The organism is Sulfurospirillum sp. HTRB-L1, from assembly GCF_059415125.1.
Map to the genome: position 1 here is coordinate 1 of NZ_JCAHZR010000015.1, position 17,313 is coordinate 17,313.

Here is a 17,313-nt window from a genome sequence, read left to right on the forward strand (position 1 = left end):
TTTTTGTTGGTTTTGTATTTTCCATCTCACGCCTTTTGTTGTTTGGGGCCATTATATCTTATTTGAGACGTGAATATAAGATGCCCTTATGGACGGACTTTATCGGCGTAGAGAATGAGGACGGGGGCAAGAGAAAGCATTTTTTTGGCGATTTCCCAAAGTGGAATAATCAATGTAAAAGAGGCGCACTAACTCACTTTTCCCCATACCTTAGCGCCCTATACCACCGCGCCAAGCGTTCTGGCGAAACCCCAAGGGCGTAGAGGGTGGAGAGAGCGCGGTTGCGCAAGGTGGTGTAAAAAAGCCCCTCTTTGTGCCAGCGGCGTGCCGAGGTGCTAACCCGTGCATTCAAAAGCGCGAGGCGAAAACCTTGGCGCTTGAGGGTTTTCATGATGGCGACATCTTCCATGATGGGGATGACTGGATACTTCCCTACCGCCTCAAAAACCCTTGCTTTAAAAAACTGTGCTTGGTCACCATAAGGCGTGCCAAAAAGCCGTGCACGCCAGTTGGTGGCCCACGCCACAAACCCAAGCCACCGCGAGGGCGCATCGATGCGCAGTCCAAAGGCCCCCGCATCCTTTACATGTAAGGCTTCTTGGACGAGGTCATCCCAGTGTTTTGGCAGCACGGTATCGGCGTGCAAAAACAGTACCGCTTCCCCACGCGCTAGGTCAAAACCCGCGTTGAGTTGGTTGGCTCTGCCCTTTGGCGCGGTGTGGAGGCGCACGGGATTTTTAAAATGCAATGCATCAATGCACGTGCGCTCATGGGTGTCGACGATGATGGCTTCAATATCTTTATTTTTGGCATTTTCAAAAGCATGTGAGATGGCATCTACCGCACTTTCATCCTCAAAAAAAACAGGCATGACAAGGCTGATGCGCGGGAGTTTTTCCAGCAAGGGCTTGGCGGATTGGGCCAACACATGGGCTGGAAAATCCGCACAAAACTCCCTCAAATCATGAATCGTGTCAATATCTTCTAGCATTTCTCCTCGCCTTACATGTAAAGGCTCCAACGCTTTACATGTAAGGTCAAACACATTGGAGCCATGAAAAATAGCGTTCTCAAAAGCCTTACATGTAAAGCGCGCTTTGTTAAACCCAATGAGATAATACCCGCCATCTTTGGTGGATGAGAGTACCGCATCGTGGGAGTCTAGGGAGGCAAGGGCGTTTTGTAAAACCACGCCATCGACACGTGGAATATCAGCACCCACTAAAACCACTTGGCTAAAACCCGCAGCAAAGAGGTGCAAAAACGCATGTTGCATCCGTGCGCCCAAGCCTTCGCCTTCTTGGGCAAAACGGGGCAAGTGGGTAGGGATGAAATCCTCACTCCCGCTATACGCCACAAACGCCTTTACATGTAAAGGCGTTGAGAAAAGATTTTTTAGTAAAACCGTGTACATATCTAAAGCATTTTCTTCGCCAATCGTGCGTGCAAGGCGGGTTTTGACCTTCCCTTTTTGTGGGGCTTTGCAAAAGTAAATGACCGCTTTCATGGGAGTTTTTTTAGGAGTGTATCAAGGGTGCAGATAGCCCTAAACTCCTCAATGAGCCGATGAGAAAGCGCGTCCATCTGCGCGTAGGCTTCCTCTTTGTTTGCCAAGGATTCAAGGGCTGGAGATTTGGCAGGCACTACCAAACGCCGTGCGATCTCTACGCCACAAAACCCCACGCTTTGGGAGAAAATGGCTTCTAATTCTTTACATGTAAGCTTGGAGTGTTGGACAAAGCTCTCCCAAAAAGCCTCTAGTGCCAAGCTAGGCGAAAACTCCCGCCCAAAACCATCCATGATGACGTGGGCAAAAAGATTGCCAATATCAAAGGAAATTGGCCCAAAGAAGGCAAATTCTGCGTCAATCACCGCGATTTCCTCACCACGCACCAGCACTGAACCCGTGTGTAAGTCACCGTGAATGAGGTGAGGCGAGGGCGTGTGAAAAAGGGCTTTTAAAAAAGCCACGTTTTCCAACAGGCGCGTGGATTTTGGCAGGGGAGCAAACCACGGATGGGGCATGGTTTTGTCTGAATGTTCCAAAAAAGCGATGGTAAAGACATACGTATTGGTGATGGTTTTTAACTCTTGATTTTCATAAAAACTTCGTGGTTTTTTAGGTGGTTCGTTTGTGCAGAGTGCGCCTATGAAGTGGCCTAACTTTACATAAACTTTAGGGTTAAATACCTCTAAAATATGGGCTTCGCGAAGAGTTATAAAATCTTTTTTGTATTCTAAGATCATGAAAAAATTGGCTTCGTCTTTGTGTAAAACCGATGGAGTTGCATGGGGCGCAATGGAACCAAAATATTCTAGCGCACGCATCTCAACATGAATGCGCTCTTGAGATAACGGAACACTAGGTCCAAGGATATGTAAATACGGCGGCGCGTATTTTACCACTACTTCTTTACCACCACTATCTTGCACCAAAAACACTGCATTCATGTTGCCGCCACTAAGAGGCTTACATGTAAGGGGTTGTGTTAATAGTGGACAGGTTTTTAGTAGTATTTTGGGGGTCATTCTCCATCCTCAAAAAGGGCGATTATAGCTAAAAAGTGTATAATGCCTTTTTAAATCTCACCCTGTAAAGAGCCTCATGGAACCCCTTTTTATCGCCGAAATTATTGGTACGATTGCCTTTGCACTGAGTGGCTTTTACGTGGCCGCCAAAGACCGCTTGGACTTTTTGGGCGTGTTTATCGCGGCATTTTTAACCGCCCTTGGGGGCGGCTTAACGCGCGATGCCATCGTCGGTCGCGACCCGTACACCTTCACGCACTTGCTTCCGGGGCTTTTGGTGGTGGGCGTGCTCTTTTGTGCCATCGTTTTCAAGCTACATAAACACGACAAAGTGGAGCAAAAGTTCATTTTTGTCATGAGTGACACGCTAGGCCTTGTCTCTTTTTCTATCACGGGCGCATTGGTGGCCATGCAAAGTGGGCTTAACTTTTTTGGAGTAGTGCTCTTAGCCCTCACCACGGCCGTGGGTGGCGGGGTCATGCGCGATATTTTGCTCAACAAAGTGCCGCTCATTTTAAGCACAGGCTTGTATGGCACGGTGGCATTGGCTGTGGGGTCGCTGCTGTTTGTGCTGGAATTTGTGGGGTTTTTAAACCCTTTGAGTATCCTAATCTGCGCCTTTGTGGGCCTTGCTATGCGCCTAGCGGCCTACTACCGTGGGTGGCATTTGCCTGTGCTAGAATAGCGCCTTTTAAAAACGGCAATGATTAGGTTTGATTAACCCACTTGCGCTATAATACTTCCCTTTAACCTCCCTAAAAGGCCCTTACATGTACGAAGCCATGGACAAATCCTACGTGATGCAAACCTATCCAAGAAACTATGTGAATTTTAAAAAAGGCGAAAATGCCACCTTGTTTGACGAAAACGGGAAAGATTACATCGATTTTACCAGTGGTATTGGTGTGGTGAGCGTGGGGCACGGAAACGTACGCCTAGCCCACGCGCTGTTTGACCAAGCGTCCAATCTCATCCATACCTCCAACTTGTTTCTCATTGAACCCCAAGCTAAACTTGCCAAGCGCATGTGTGAACTTAGCGGTTACGACATGGCGGTTTTCTTCGCCAATTCAGGTGCGGAGGCTAACGAAGGCGCCATCAAACTTGCGCGCAAATACGGCTTGCAAACCTTCCCTAAAAAACGCTACAAAGTTCTCACCCTAGAGCACTCTTTTCACGGACGCACCATCACCACCGTCAAAGCCACGGGCCAAACAAGCTTCCACAAAGAAGCCTTTGCCCCGTACCCTGAGGGCTTTAGTTTTCACGAACAAATCCGCGCACTCATCGATGCCATCGATGAAGAAACCGTGGCGGTGATGATAGAGCTTGTCCAAGGGGAGGGTGGAGTACAGCCTCTAGATAAAGCCGCTGTGCAAGAACTGGCGGCTTTTTTAAAAGAGCGCCAATTGCTGCTCATCGTCGATGAAGTGCAAACGGGCGTGTTTCGCAGTGGGGAGTTTTTGGCTTCGCAACTTTACGACATCACCCCCGACATCATCACCCTTGCCAAAGGCTTAGCCGGTGGCGTGCCCATTGGGGCCATCATGACCACCCACAAAACCTTGTTTGAAGTGGGGGACCATGGCAGTACCTTTGGAGGAAACTTTCTTTCCACGCGCGCAGGCCTTGAGGTGCTAGAGATTTTAGAATCCTACAAGCAAAGCGGGCTTTTGGACGAGGCCTTTTTATTTTTCGAGGCACAGTTGCGCCGCATCGCTCAAACCTATCCCCAGTATTTTGAAAAAGAGTTGGGTCTTGGCCTCATGCGCGGACTCCGCTGTAAAGGAGAGGAGACCTTGCCTTCTCTCATCAAAGCCGCCTTTGAGGCGGGCGTGTTGGTGTTGCGCTCCGGCAGAAACACCTTGCGCTTTTTGCCTCCACTCACCATTTCAAAAGAGGAAATGCAAGAAGGGTTTAGGAGGCTTGAACATGCGATTGCTACTTTGTCTTAGTCTGAGTACTGGCCTTTTGCTGGCTAACGAAAGCCTGCTTTCTTCCCTCAAACAAGAACAGCTTCGCTTAGAGCGTGAGCAAAATGAGCTAAACAGTGACATCCTCAAATACCAGTGGCTAAATCCCATTGAAGGGGCGTGGAGTTGGACAAAAACAGAGGATTCACTCAGTAGCGACCGCGAAACAGGTACCTTTTCCGTTTCCTTGAATCAACCTATTTTCAAAAGTGGCGGGATTTATTTTGCCATGCGTTACGCGGACGCCAACCGCGCTTTTTTGCGCCTTTCGACCCAGCTTGAAACCCAAACGCTCATCAAACAAGCCATGAGCCTTGTGCTTCGTCATCAAAAAACACGCTTGCAAAAAGAGCGAACGCGGTTTCAGATTGATAATGCGATTATCGATATTTTGCGTAAAACGGAGCAGTTTGAAAGTGGATTTGCCGACAGTAGCGACCTTGACCAAGCCTTGCTTTCTAAAAATACCTTGCAACACACGCTCTTGGAGCTAGAGCGCACAGAGATGGAAATCGCCAAAGAGTTTGAAAGCATCAGCGATGCTTCTTTGGGAGAACTAACCTTGCCTGTGTTTGAGATGGTCGATGAAGCGACGTATTTGGCCAGTTCGTTACATGTAAAGCAACAAGCAGGGGCGTATGAGCGCAGTAAGTGGCTGCAGCGGGCCAATGTCTCCACCTATTTGCCCACCATTTCCTTAAATGCGGCCTATTATAATGCCAAGCGTTATGATGACAATAGCGCGCGGGATGGGTACCAAACCTACGGGGTTCGCATCTCTATGCCGCTGTATGACATCAACCGTGCGCGCTCTTTGGAGCTTAAACGGGTGGAAACCTTGCAAGAGGGCGTGAAGCTTCACGATGTCAAGCGCAGCGAAACCAAGCTTTTTGAGCAGGTGCACGATGCGGTGCGTTTTTTAAACCAAAAACGCGAAATCTCTTTGGAAAGTTTTGCGCTGTATGACCAATTGCTTGTTTCTGCAAAAGAGCTTGCAAATGCAGGTGAGAAGACAATCCACGATGTGCAAACCCTTGAAAATTCTCGTGAAACCATGCGCCTTGATGCGCAAATTTATGGGTTGGAGGCACAGCTTTCCTTGTTAGATTTATACGCAAAGATGCAAGGTGAAATTTAGCCAGTACATGCACGCGTGGCTGTATGGCCCAAAGGGCTACTACGCCACCCTTCCTAGTATTGGAAAAGCGGGAGATTTTTACACGTCGGTGAGTACGTCCATGTTTTTTGGCGGCACTCTTGGGCGATTAATAGTCGAGCGCGTGCGGTGCGGGCTTCTTTCTCCTGATGCGCACATCGTGGAGATTGGGGCGCACCAAGGGTACATGATGGCCGATGTGATGCAGTTTGTCTACTCCCTAGAGCCTTCTTTGGCAAAAACCCTTCGCTTTACCATTGTTGAACCCTTAGAACAGTTGCGTTTAGCGCAGGAAAAAACCTTGCGAGCCGCTTTTGGCGAAGCCTTACATGTAAACATTATTTCTTCCCTTGAAACCTTTACATGTAAGGAAGCGTTGGTCTTGTGCAATGAGCTTTTTGACGCCTTTGCTTGTGAGGTTATCATGGAAGAAAAAATGCTTCACATAGAAAACCACCTGCCCGTATTTGTTCCCTGGGACGCTGATGTAAAAGCCAAAGCGCAAGCCCTTGGGGTGGAAAAAGGGGAGATAGCTTGCGGGTTAGAAGCCTTTGCTCTCACCCTTAGCACTGCGTGTGAAAGATGCGAAGTGGTTGCCTTTGATTATGGGGAGGCGTATGCGCGCAACGATGTGTCGCTGCGGGTGTACCAAAACCACCAAAGTTACCCCTTTTTTGAGCTTACATGTAAGGCGGGTGCAAAGGAGCGTTTGGCGGATTTTTTTGGGGTGAGCGACGTGACGTATGATGTAAACTTTGAACATGTGCGCATGGCGATGGAAGCAGCAGGATTCGCACACCAAGAGACCAAAACCCAAGCCAGTGCCTTGGTGGATTTTGGCTTGATGGCGTTGCTAGAAGTGTTGCGCCACAACGTGGATGAAGCAACATACCGCAGGGAGCTTGAAAAGGCAAAACAGTTGATTTTACCCTCCTTCTTGGGGGAGCGGTTTAAGATGATACGATTTAAAAAGTGAGGAAACGATGCACGTAATTGTCAATGGAGAAAGCCGCACGACCCAAGCGAAAACCATTTTAGCACTGATGCTAGAGCTTGGGATTGAGCCAAAGGTGATGGCTGCGGCGTTAAATATGAACGTTGTGAAAAAAGAGGCGTGGGAAACGACGCTCTTGCAAGAGGGCGATAAGGTGGAATTTTTACACTTTGTGGGAGGCGGGTGAAGCCGTTTCGATAGAAACCACCGCGATGGCAAACCCGCCATCATGGGCGATGCTCAACGAGTGCCCTGTGATGGAAAACTGTTTCAAAAGAGAGGAAGAGAGGGTGAAGTGGGGGGCGCCTTTGGCGTCTTTGTAAAGGGTGATGTCGTGAAACCCACAAGTACTCCCGATGCCACAGCCCAGAGCTTTAGAGATGGCCTCTTTGGCCGCCCAAAACCCCGCGCGGGTGGCATCGCTTTTGGCAAGGTGAATCTCTTCAGGGTGCAAGTAACGCTCTAGGCCATGTTCGCCGTATTTTTCATAAAAGGCCGCGATGCGAGAGATCGCGACGATGTCCACCCCTACCATAACCTACTGAACAACAAAATCGGTAAAGAAAATATTGCGCACATGCCCATCGGCTAGCACTTCATTTAAACGCGCCACAACTTCGTCTTTTAAGCGCTCTTTGCCCTTAAGGGTACTGACCTCCTCAAAGGTTTTTGACGAAAGGGTGCGGATGATAATATCACGCACTACGGAACGTTTAGCGTCCATTTCAGCGGCCAACTTGCCACTGCTAAGCTCAATATCAAGGGAAACTTTCAAGTAACGGCTTCCGCTTTCGCTCAAGAGGTTCACGATAAAGGAATCCATAGGATAAATTGGCCCAATGGAAAGCAGGTTGGTTGAACGTGCCGCGCTTGTGCCTGAAGAGCCTGCAGGTTGTGCTTGTTGCATTTGTGGCTGCGAAGACCCACTTGAACCTAAAAGTAAATAAGCGGCCAAGCCGCCACCTGCTAGCAACAAAACAAGCAGTGCTACGATAATAATAAGCACCATATTGCCACCGGATTTCTTCTCTGTCTCTTCTGTTTTGTTTTCTGGCACGGTTACATCCTTTGTTGAGCTCTTGTGTATATCGAAAAAAATTGGATTGATTTTACACTAAAATCGTTGAAATTACCGATAGTTACATCCATTCAATCACTTTAGAGACTTCATCCACCACAAAACACTTCACCCCGCTAGGGGTTTCGAGGGGCTTGGATGGCACAAGGGCTTTGGTGAAATGTTGCGTTTTAGCTTCTTTGAGGCGCGCATCCAAGTGAAACACATCGCGCACATCCCCAATCAAACTCACTTCCCCTAAAAAGATGGTGTCTTTACTGATGGGGCGGTTGCGAAAGCTACTGATAATCGCCGCGATAATCGCCAAATCCGCCGCCGTTTCGCTTACTTTTATGCCGCCAGCAATGTTAATAAACACATCGTATTGGTTAAAAGGTAGGTCAAGTTTACGTTCCAAAAGTGCCAAAAGCATGGTCAAACGATTAAGCTCATAGCCTGTGGAGCTGCGCTTGGGGTTGGGGTAACTGCTCTCACTCACCAAGGCTTGCACCTCAAGAACGATGGGCCGACTCCCTTCCATGACCACTGTGATGGCAGAACCCGCTTGGGGTGTGCCGCGGGTAAAAAACTTTTTGGAGATGTCCGTGGCGCTCATGAGTCCCGTTTTAGTCATCTCAAAAATACCCACCTCACTGGTGGAACCAAAGCGGTTTTTAAACCCCCGAAGCAAGCGAAGTTCGCGGTTATTATCCCCTTCAAAGTACAGCACGGTATCTACCATGTGTTCTAGGATGCGCGGCCCTGCGATGGAGCCTTCTTTGGTGATGTGCCCGATGATGAAAATGGCAAGGTTGTGCTCTTTTCCGTAGCGCATGAGTTCAAAGGTGATCTCTCGCACCTGAGAGACACTTCCTGGTGCAGCGGTGAGTTTTTCACTGTAAAGGGTTTGGATGGAGTCAACAATGAGTGCATCAAAAGGGGTGGCATGGAGCTCATTTACAATCGCTTCAAGGCGAATCTCAGGAAGCAAAAATAAAGAAGCGTGGGTGCTACCAAGGCGGTCTGAGCGCAATTTAATTTGCCCAGAAGATTCTTCGCCACTCACGTACAACACCCGTTTGCCACTGCTGGCAAGATTGCCGCCAATTTTGAGCAACAGCGTAGATTTTCCCACTCCTGGGCTTCCTCCGATGAGGGTCAAACTTCCTGGCACAATACCACCGCCTAAGACCAAATCAAGTTCTTTATCTCCTGAACTAAATCGTTCGATGGTTTCAATTTCCACATCGGTGATGGGGATGGCACTGTGGGTGGATTTTAAGGGGGTGGAGGTTTCTTTAAGGGTGGCAATCTGGACTTCGCTGAGCTCTAAAAAATCATCCCATGCGCCGCAACTTGGGCATTTTCCAAGCCATTTAGCGTTTTGAAAACCGCAAGCTTGGCACTCAAAGAGTGTTTTTTTCTTAGCCATTCTCGCCATTCTCGCTAATGAAAATTCCCTCAAGCAGCCCATCAATAAAGGCTTCTGATTCAAAGGGAATTAAATCGCCCTCATGCTCGCCCACACCCACGTACAAAATGGGTAATTCTAACGCGCGTGCTATCCCAAACAACGCGCCACCTTTGGCGGTGCCATCAAGCTTAGTGATGATGATGCCATCCACGCCAATGAGTTCATGAAAGGCCTTAGCCTGTGCGATGGCGCTGTTGCCTTGTGTGCCATCCAAAATAAGCAATTTACGGTGGGGCGCTCCCTCGTGTGCTTTGTTGCAGATGCGCGTTATTTTTTGGAGTTCGCTAACAAGGTTGGCTTGATTTTGCAAGCGACCTGCGGTGTCGATAATGACCCGCTCGTAGCCCTTAGCTTTGGCGGAACTAATGGCATCATAAGCCACGGCCGAGGGGTCGTGCCCTTGTTGGGTGTAAACAATAGGCACATCAATGCGCTCACTCCAGCGCCGAAGCTGTTCGATGGCTGCGGCACGAAAGGTGTCGCCAGCGCCTAGCATGACCCGTAAGCCTTGGTGTTTATACATGTAAGCAAGTTTGCCGATGGTTGTGGTTTTGCCAGCCCCATTCACGCCTAAAATCAGCTCCACAAAGGGTTTTTCTTCTTTGGGCGTTGGGGTGTCGTAGATAAAATAAGTGCTCAACACCCGCTTAACATCTTCACGCTTGACCTGTTCTTGAGGCGGAAGATAATACAAAATCTCTTCCACGAGCTCATACGTCACATCGGCCTCAAGCAAAATCTCTTCAAGGAGTGTTTTGCTAATCTTCTCTTGGGGTTTTGGCGCGACAGACTTGATGGCTTCAAGGGTTTTACTCAACCCTTTTTTTAAAAAGCCAATCATAGCCCAAGTGCCTTTTTAATATCCACATCAATCATTTCCTCAGGAACAGCGCCCACATAATGGGTCGCATAATGGCCATTTTTATCGTACAAGACCATGTAAGGAATCGTTGAAACACCCCCCACTTCTTTGGCGAGTTCAAAATTGGGCTCTCCTTGGGTGACTGTATAGTTGATGGTGTAATAATCAATAAAACTTTTTAACTCTTCTGTGGATTTTTCTTCCAATGCTACGCTAATAATCGACAAAGCATCCCCGTGGCTGGTTTGCAAAGCATTAAGATGGGGAATCTCAGCCTTGCACGGCGGACACCATGTGGCGAAAAAATTTAATAAAACCACTTTGCCCTCATGCCCAGCAAACTTAATGCCCTGTGGCGTTTTTGTGATAGCAATAGTGTTACCAGAGGTATCAATAAGCACAAGAGGCTCTTTTTCTTTTTTGGTACTAGTGTCGTCTTTGAAAGCGGTTTCTGTGCCACTACATCCTGCAAAAAAGAGGGTTGAGGCAACGAGGAGGGAAAGGGATTTCATGCGCATTTTAGTTTTCCTTTGTGCTACAATTGTTCCTTCGCACGGTCTTGCCGTGTAAAGGTTCGGATTATAGGAAAAAGTGGCTTAAATTGACAAGGGAAAGGGGAATTAGATGGAGAGCAAAGAGGCATTTCGTGCGCGCTGTTTGCAAAAACTAAAACACCATTCCTTACACAATAAGCTTCGCCAAGATGCTGCTGTTTTAGCACAGCTCTCCCATCTTCTTAAAGGCGTAAAAGGGAAGACAATTTTGTGTTATCTCCCCCTTTTTCATGAAGTAAATATTCGCAAATTGATGCGCCCATTGCGCCGAGAAAATCGGCTTTTAGTGCCATTTATGGAAGGTGTCAGTTTCAAAGTGGTAAAATTCAGATTGCCTATAAAAAAGAAAAAATTTTCCGTTTTGGAGTCCAATGACTCACAGATGATTTTTTCCAAGATTGATATCGCTATTGTCCCAGTTGTCGGGGTCGACGGGGCATTGCGGCGGATTGGTCACGGCAAAGGGATGTACGATAGATTTTTTTCATCCTTAAAATGTCACCCGATTGTTATTTTTGTGCAACGGGGAGACTGTTTTACCACACAGCATCTGGGAGAATCCCATGATGTTCAAGCAGATTTTTATATTACCCCAAATCATTTTATAAGACGAAGAGGAATCAATGATTTTAGAGTTTTCAATCGCAGGAGGTGCAGCGCTATTTAGCGGTGCAGCGGGGTACTTTGTTGCAAAAAAAATCAATGACGCCAACTACAACATTTTCCTAGAGCAGGCAAAAGCCAAGGCCAAGGCAATCGAGTACGAGGCAGAAATTGTATTAAAAAACGCCAACATCACGGTGCAAGAGGCAGAGATTGGGGCGAAAAAGCGTTTTGATGAAAAGCTTTCCCAGCTTACCAAAGAGCATGTACTTAAGATGACCGAACTTGAAAAGCGCGAGCTTCAAGTCAAAGAAGATTTAAAAAAAGCAATAACAGAAAAAACTGAAGTTGCAAAGCTGAAAAAAGAAGCAGAACAGTTGCTTGAAGAAGGCTCAAATCTCAAAGAAGACTACCAAGAAAAAGTCAAAGAAGCCCTTAGTATCTTGGAGCGCTCCGCAGGTCTCACCGAATCAGAAGCCCGTGAAGTGGTCCTTAAAAAAGTTGAGGAAAAATCGCGCGCCGATATTGCCCACACGGTGCGCCGTTTGGAAGAAGAAGCCAAGCAAGATGCAAAGCGACGGGTAAATTACATTCTTGCCCAAGCTACCTCGCGCTACGCAGGCGATTTTGCAGCAGAGCGGTTGATTAACGTGGTCAATATAAAAGACGACGAACTCAAAGGACGCATCATTGGCAAGGAAGGGCGCAATATCAAAACCCTTGAGATGCTTTTGGGGGTAGATATTATCATTGATGATACGCCCAATGCGATTATCTTGAGCAGTTTTAACCTCTACCGCCGCGCCATTGCTACCAAGGTGATTCAACTTTTGGTGGAAGATGGGCGTATTCAGCCTGCGCGCATTGAGGGAATTTATGAAAAAGTGCAGGAAGAGTTTGAGCAAACGGTCATTGAAGAGGGTGAAAATATCATCATCGACCTGGGCCTTACAAAGGTGCATCCAGAACTCGTGAAGCTTATTGGTCGGCTAAAGTACCGCGCAAGTTACGGGCAAAATGCCCTAGGGCACTCCTTGGAAGTGGCACACCTTGCTGGAATTATTGCGGCTGAGACAGGCGGGGATGAAAAGCTAGCAAAGCGCGCTGGTATTTTGCACGACATCGGCAAGGCGCTCACCCATGAATTTGCAGGCAGTCACGTTGATTTGGGCGCGGAAGTCTGTAGACGTTATAAAGAACACCCGGTGGTCATCAACGCTATTTTTGCCCACCACGGACACGAAGAAGCCACGTCGGTAGAATCGGCTGCGGTGTGCGCGGCAGATACACTCTCAGCAGCACGTCCAGGAGCCAGACGCGAAGTATTGGAGAGCTTTTTAAAGCGGGTGCAAGACATTGAAGAGATTGCTAAATCAAAGCCTGGTATCAAACAAGCGTATGCTATTAACGCGGGGCGCGAGATTCGCGTGATTGCCAATGCAAAGCTTATCAACGATGACGAAGCGGTGTTGCTTGCCAAAGAAATTTCCCAAGAGATTGAGGAAAAAGTACAATATCCTGGGGAGATTAAGGTTCATGTTATTCGCGAGGTTCGTGCCGTTAATTATGCGCGCTAAGAAGACGCCATGAAGGGCAAGATACTAAGTTATAACACCTCTAATGAAGAAGGCGTATTAGAAGGAAGGGATGGTTCACACCACCCCTTTTCTTTGATGGACTGTATCGAGTTTCCCAATGATCCGCGCAAGGGTGACCCTGTTGAATTTGGCCTTGATGGTGGCGTGCCCTATTATGTAAAGTTTTTGAAAAATCCTTCTTCCCTCTCCGAAGAAGAGAGGCAACCTGTTGCGCCAGAGCAAAAAAAAGCCCCCGCTAAAGAAAATGATATATATGCTCCGATTGTCCTTGATTACTCAGTCGAAGAGGCTATTTTCCACTACTTTTCATCGCTTATTGTTGATTTGGAAGAATACGACTATGATTTTGAAGAATACGAGCGTTTGGATTACATCCGAATGCGACGGTTTTTAACCACGGCGTACCACAATCTCCTTGATCTTGACCCTAAGTTTGTGAACAATGAACTGATTTCTTTTTACGAATACGTGGGCGATATTTACCGGCTTTATAAAGGGTTTGTAAAAAAAATCAGCATCCCTAAAATCGCCTATGAAGAGATATTTCTTGGAGCACAAACAGAGTATGTGTGGCGAAAAGCAAAGCTTGAAAGCAACCGCGGGGAGATTTCCACGCAAAAAGGGGTGATTAAAAACCTTGCCAATGAAATTGAGCTTGTGAAACAAAAAATACTCAAAGAACCCAAAGAAAAAGTAGCCCTTGAAACAGAATACAAACGCTACAACCGCATGTACGTGGATGCTTTGCACCGTGCCGCAACATTGCGTGATGAAAATATTTTTTTATTGCGGGAACTAAAGGCTTTTGAAGAGACCTATTATGGTGATTTTGCAAGCCAATTTGCGCATTTTTCAAGGGAACGCAAAGAGCAGATTTTACGGCTTTTGGATGGGTATTCTTACTATTTTGATAAAAAAATGTGGGATTGCGCGGAAAGCTCTCGCTCAATCCGCGAATTTTTCAGAAAAGCCAATGTCCAAGAGGAATTTTCAAGTAAAACATACTTAAAGTACTACCTTAAAGGGCTTGACGAACTTAAGATGAGCGAACTGCACCGTGAGTTAAAAACCCTGCTTGCTTACCTTGAATCTCTCTCTCAAGTCTCCGTTGCGGTGGTAGATGAAGACAAGGAGGCAAAATTTCGCTTGCTTAAGATTTTGCGTTTGCAAAACAGTGACGTAAAGGCCAGTTCTTATGAGCGGGTGAAATTGTTTGCCCAAAGACTCAAGCAAGAACCCTTTGATTTGGTGATTGTCGATACCAAAATTACCAATCCTTCGGTGGAAAAGAGCCTTGAAATCATCGAAGAGATGCAATCAAAACGCACCAAGAAATGCCGCGTTTGCCTCATGTCTACAACCTTTTCCAAAGAAGAATTGACACGGTACAGCGCACTTGGAATCACAAACTTTTTGCTTAAAACCCTTCCAGAAGCAGAGCTTGGAAGACGCTTGGATGAGTTGCTTGAGGGGTTACATGTAGACCAACTAAGGGCATAATATGCATACCTTGCACAGCAAAGACCCCCTGTCTCTTTCTCAACTTTTTAAAACCCTGCTTTCTTTTAAAAAAGAGTTGCTACTGGCCAATCTTATTGCCATCACTGCTGTGGTGATTAGTACGCCAGTTCCGCTTTTGATGCCGCTTTTGGTGGATGAAGTGCTGCTTGGGCAGTCTGGCCTTTTGGTGCGCAGTGTTGATGGGCTTTTTGGCGGCCCACAAATGCCTTACATGTACGTGCTTGTCGTGTTGGTGATTACCCTTTTGATGCGCTTTATTTTTTTTATTTTAAACTTTTTTCAAACAAAGTATTTTACGATTATATCCAAGACCATCACCTTTGGGTTGCGTCAACGGGTCCTCTCGCACCTTGGAAATGTCTCGCTTAGCGGGTACGAACATTTCGGCTCAAGCCGTGCCAATGCGCTGTTGGTTGTGGATGTTGAAACAGTGGATGAGTTTTTGGGAACGACGATTAGCCGGCTGTTGATTTCAGTTTTGACGGTTTTGGGCGTGGGTGTCGTGTTGCTGTTGATTCATTGGCCCTTGGCCTTGTTTATTTTACTTCTTAATCCTTTTGTGGTTGTGCTCACAACCAAAATCGCCCGCTCAGTCTCGAAACTAAAAAAGCGTCAAAATGAAGCATTCGAGGTGTTTCAAACAGCTTTAAGCGAAACCCTCGACCTTTTTGTGCAAGTGCGTGCAAGCAACCAAGAAAAGCGTTTTATTGCACAAGTGGAAGCAAAGGCCAAAGCTATCAAGGACGAGTCTATTGCCTTTGGCTACAAAAGCGATGCGGCTTCGCGGTTTTCCTTTTTGGTATTTTTAAGTGGCTTTGAAATCTTTCGTGCTGCGAGTATTTTGGTGGTCGCGTATTCGGATTTAAGTATTGGCTTAATGCTGGGGATTTTTGGTTATTTGTGGGTGATGATGGGCCCCGTGCAAGAGATTTTAGGGGTGCAGTATGCTTTTCATAACGCCAAAGTCGCCCTAGGACGCATTAATACCTTATTGGAACTTCCACGGGAGCCTGAGTATGCCCATACGGTAAACCCGTTTGTCAAAGGGGGAACCAATGGAATCGTTCTTGAGGATGTGAGCTTTGCTTATGCGTCTGGTAAGCCTGTTTTAGAACACGTTTCCTTGGAAATTCCCCGCGGAAAACGGGTGGCGATTGTAGGCGCAAGTGGTAGCGGAAAGAGCACGTTGGCACAAATTATGGTGGGATTTTACCCACTTGATTCGGGCGTGCTTATGTTTGATGGGGCGGATGTGCGCGAGATTGGCCTTGATGTTGTTCGCGAAAATGTCTTTTTAATCTTACAAAACCCACAGCTTTTTAATGGCACAATACGCACCAACATCACCTTAGGCGAGGAGATTAGTGACACACGCCTTTATGAAGCCCTTGCTATTGCCCAACTTGAAAGTTTTGTGAACGAACAAGCTTTGGGGCTTGAGACGCCCGTAGGAAAAGATGGCATTAAACTCTCCGGCGGCCAACGCCAGCGCCTAAGCATTGCGCGGATGATTGTGAAAAATCCCAATGTCGTGATTTTAGATGAGTCTACATCGGCCCTTGATGTTCACACGGAAAAAGCACTCTTTGAGGGACTTGACCGCTACCTTAAGGGAAAAACGACTATTGTGATTGCGCATCGTTTGAGCACGATTCGCATGGCGGATTATATTTATTTGCTAGACAAGGGGAGGGTGCTTGAAGAGGGCAACATGGAAACCTTGCTTTCCAAAGAAGGCACCTTTGCGCGGTATTTTAAAAACCAATAAATAAGGAGAACACAATGAACTATCTTATGAGAGTGTGGGTGTGCATTGCGCTTGTTTCATCACTGCTTGTGGCCAGCGAAGAACGCACGCTTGAGGCTACCAATACGCTTCAATTGATTGTGCGCAACCAATCTGGGGTTATCCCAGTGGAGCTTATTTCGCAAGCTAGTGCTATTGCTGTTTTGCCTGGCGTGACGCGGGTGGGATTTTTCTTGGGCGGATTGTTTGGCAATGGCGTCATGAGTATTAGGGGGGCAGATGGTTGGGAAAGTCCTTTACATGTAAGCCTTAGCGGAGGCAGTTTAGGCTTTCAATTTGGTGTAGAACGCAGTGATATTGTTTTATTTATCATGAAATACGAGGTAGCCGAAGCCATTAAAAACGGAAAAATTACTCTAGGGGCCGATGTTTCGGTGGCAGCTGGCCCGATGGGGGCAAGCATGACACACATGAGGGACTTGGGCCTAAAACAAGACATTTACGCTTATGCAAGCAACAGAGGCCTATTTGCAGGGGTTTCGCTGGGCGGGTCGGTGATTAGTCTGGATGCAAAAGCCCGAACGCCCGCAGGCTCGTTTGCGGCACGAAGCTTTATCGAGACAATAAAACGGTTAGAAAAACACTAAGGAGTGTCATTGGAAGAGATGTTCGCGTCGCTCTCGACGTATGGGTATGTGATTTTATTTGTGTATTCTCTAGGCGGAGGTATGGTAGCCATTGTCGCTGCGGGGGTGCTTTCTTATTCGGGACAGATGGATTTAACGGCTTCAATCATTGTTGCCGCCACTGCAAACACCTTGGGCGATACCTTATTGTTTTACATGAGCCGCCACAATCGACCCGAAATGATGCCCTATATTTTAAAACACCGACGCAAAATAGCCTTGTCTCACCTCTTAATGAAACGCTATGGGGACAAGATTATCTTTTTTCAAAAGTTTTTATACGGCATCAAGACGCTTATTCCTCTTGCTATTGGGCTTACAAAATACTCTTTTGTGCGATTTAATATCCTCAATGCAATCTCCGCGGTACTTTGGGCGGCCATCTTGGGTGCGGCAAGTTACCAAGCGGGCGCTCCTTTAATACGGTTTGTTGGCTTCTTGGGCGAAAATCCATGGACAATGCCTGTGATTGTAGGCCTATTATTTGGGGGGTTATGGTTCTATTTTCAAGTTGCTACAAAAAAAAAGAGACTTTAGTGCTAAAAAGGCGGTTTTTCTA

General features: G+C 47.0%; 18 protein-coding genes. 11 read left to right on the forward strand and 7 right to left on the reverse strand.

From position 1 onward, the window contains the following. Positions 1–193: 193 nt before the first annotated feature. Both AC5SLM_RS14195 and AC5SLM_RS14200 read right to left on the reverse strand, forming a co-directional pair. Positions 194–1,507 (reverse strand): TIGR04283 family arsenosugar biosynthesis glycosyltransferase, encoded by a 1,314-nt coding sequence (locus AC5SLM_RS14195; RefSeq protein WP_495251634.1) that lies wholly within the window; start codon positions 1,505–1,507, stop codon positions 194–196. Further along, positions 1,504–2,529 carry a phosphotransferase gene (locus AC5SLM_RS14200; RefSeq protein ID WP_495251635.1) on the reverse strand — a complete coding sequence of 342 codons (1,026 nt, stop codon included), beginning with the start codon at positions 2,527–2,529 and terminating at the stop codon, positions 1,504–1,506. Before AC5SLM_RS14200 ends, AC5SLM_RS14195 begins: the two co-directional genes overlap by 4 nt. A 76-nt stretch (positions 2,530–2,605) precedes the next feature. On the opposite strand from AC5SLM_RS14200, the gene AC5SLM_RS14205 reads away from it, so the two are divergent. The 5 genes from AC5SLM_RS14205 to thiS all read left to right on the forward strand — a co-directional run bounded on the left by AC5SLM_RS14205 (position 2,606) and on the right by thiS (position 6,839). Continuing rightward, positions 2,606–3,214 (forward strand): trimeric intracellular cation channel family protein, encoded by a 609-nt coding sequence (locus AC5SLM_RS14205; RefSeq protein ID WP_495251636.1) that lies wholly within the window; start codon positions 2,606–2,608, stop codon positions 3,212–3,214. A gap of 85 nt (positions 3,215–3,299) precedes the next feature. Next, positions 3,300–4,484: an aspartate aminotransferase family protein gene (locus AC5SLM_RS14210; protein ID WP_495251637.1), complete on the forward strand. Its 1,185-nt coding sequence runs from the start codon at positions 3,300–3,302 to the stop codon at positions 4,482–4,484. After that, positions 4,462–5,640 (forward strand): TolC family protein, encoded by a 1,179-nt coding sequence (locus AC5SLM_RS14215; RefSeq protein WP_495251638.1) that lies wholly within the window; start codon positions 4,462–4,464, stop codon positions 5,638–5,640. The genes AC5SLM_RS14210 and AC5SLM_RS14215 overlap by 23 nt, the downstream gene beginning before the upstream one ends. Continuing rightward, positions 5,630–6,634, forward strand: a complete 1,005-nt coding sequence (locus tag AC5SLM_RS14220; RefSeq protein ID WP_495251639.1) for an SAM-dependent methyltransferase — start codon at positions 5,630–5,632, stop codon at positions 6,632–6,634. The genes AC5SLM_RS14215 and AC5SLM_RS14220 overlap by 11 nt, the downstream gene beginning before the upstream one ends. A 7-nt stretch (positions 6,635–6,641) precedes the next feature. Next, the gene (thiS, locus tag AC5SLM_RS14225; RefSeq protein ID WP_495251640.1) at positions 6,642–6,839 is read left to right on the forward strand and encodes a sulfur carrier protein ThiS; all 198 of its coding nucleotides are present in this window, start codon (positions 6,642–6,644) and stop codon (positions 6,837–6,839) included. Here the strand turns inward: thiS and acpS are convergent. The 5 genes from acpS to AC5SLM_RS14250 form a co-directional block, all read right to left on the reverse strand. Beyond that, positions 6,816–7,187, reverse strand: coding sequence for a holo-ACP synthase (acpS, locus tag AC5SLM_RS14230; protein WP_495251641.1), 372 nt, complete (start codon positions 7,185–7,187; stop codon positions 6,816–6,818). The genes thiS and acpS overlap by 24 nt on opposite strands. A 3-nt stretch (positions 7,188–7,190) precedes the next feature. Beyond that, a complete protein-coding gene (gene fliL, locus AC5SLM_RS14235; RefSeq protein WP_495251651.1) occupies positions 7,191–7,661 on the reverse strand; it encodes a flagellar basal body-associated protein FliL in 471 nt (156 codons plus the stop codon). Between the two features lie 130 nt (positions 7,662–7,791). After that, positions 7,792–9,141, reverse strand: coding sequence for a DNA repair protein RadA (radA, locus tag AC5SLM_RS14240; RefSeq protein WP_495251642.1), 1,350 nt, complete (start codon positions 9,139–9,141; stop codon positions 7,792–7,794). Beyond that, positions 9,134–10,024, reverse strand: a complete 891-nt coding sequence (gene ftsY, locus AC5SLM_RS14245; protein WP_495251643.1) for a signal recognition particle-docking protein FtsY — start codon at positions 10,022–10,024, stop codon at positions 9,134–9,136. The genes radA and ftsY overlap by 8 nt, the downstream gene beginning before the upstream one ends. After that, entirely contained in the window at positions 10,021–10,563 is a 543-nt protein-coding gene (locus tag AC5SLM_RS14250; RefSeq protein ID WP_495251644.1) for a TlpA family protein disulfide reductase, read from the reverse strand. The genes ftsY and AC5SLM_RS14250 overlap by 4 nt, the downstream gene beginning before the upstream one ends. Before the next feature lie 106 nt (positions 10,564–10,669). On the opposite strand from AC5SLM_RS14250, the gene AC5SLM_RS14255 reads away from it, so the two are divergent. Genes AC5SLM_RS14255 through AC5SLM_RS14280 form a run of 6 tightly spaced genes read left to right on the forward strand, consistent with a single transcriptional unit; the run spans position 10,670 to position 17,291 of the window. After that, positions 10,670–11,266 (forward strand): 5-formyltetrahydrofolate cyclo-ligase, encoded by a 597-nt coding sequence (locus AC5SLM_RS14255; protein WP_495251645.1) that lies wholly within the window; start codon positions 10,670–10,672, stop codon positions 11,264–11,266. Continuing rightward, positions 11,223–12,779 carry a ribonuclease Y gene (gene rny / locus AC5SLM_RS14260; protein WP_495251646.1) on the forward strand — a complete coding sequence of 519 codons (1,557 nt, stop codon included), beginning with the start codon at positions 11,223–11,225 and terminating at the stop codon, positions 12,777–12,779. Before AC5SLM_RS14255 ends, rny begins: the two co-directional genes overlap by 44 nt. 9 nt (positions 12,780–12,788) lie before the next feature. Then, the gene (locus tag AC5SLM_RS14265) at positions 12,789–14,300 is read left to right on the forward strand and encodes a response regulator (RefSeq protein WP_495251647.1); all 1,512 of its coding nucleotides are present in this window, start codon (positions 12,789–12,791) and stop codon (positions 14,298–14,300) included. A gap of 1 nt (position 14,301) precedes the next feature. Continuing rightward, the gene (locus tag AC5SLM_RS14270) at positions 14,302–16,089 is read left to right on the forward strand and encodes an ABC transporter ATP-binding protein (protein ID WP_495251648.1); all 1,788 of its coding nucleotides are present in this window, start codon (positions 14,302–14,304) and stop codon (positions 16,087–16,089) included. 14 nt (positions 16,090–16,103) lie between these two features. Beyond that, positions 16,104–16,715, forward strand: coding sequence for a lipid-binding SYLF domain-containing protein (locus AC5SLM_RS14275; protein ID WP_495251649.1), 612 nt, complete (start codon positions 16,104–16,106; stop codon positions 16,713–16,715). Between the two features lie 9 nt (positions 16,716–16,724). Continuing rightward, positions 16,725–17,291 carry a DedA family protein gene (locus tag AC5SLM_RS14280; RefSeq protein ID WP_495251650.1) on the forward strand — a complete coding sequence of 189 codons (567 nt, stop codon included), beginning with the start codon at positions 16,725–16,727 and terminating at the stop codon, positions 17,289–17,291. Positions 17,292–17,313: the final 22 nt, after the last annotated feature.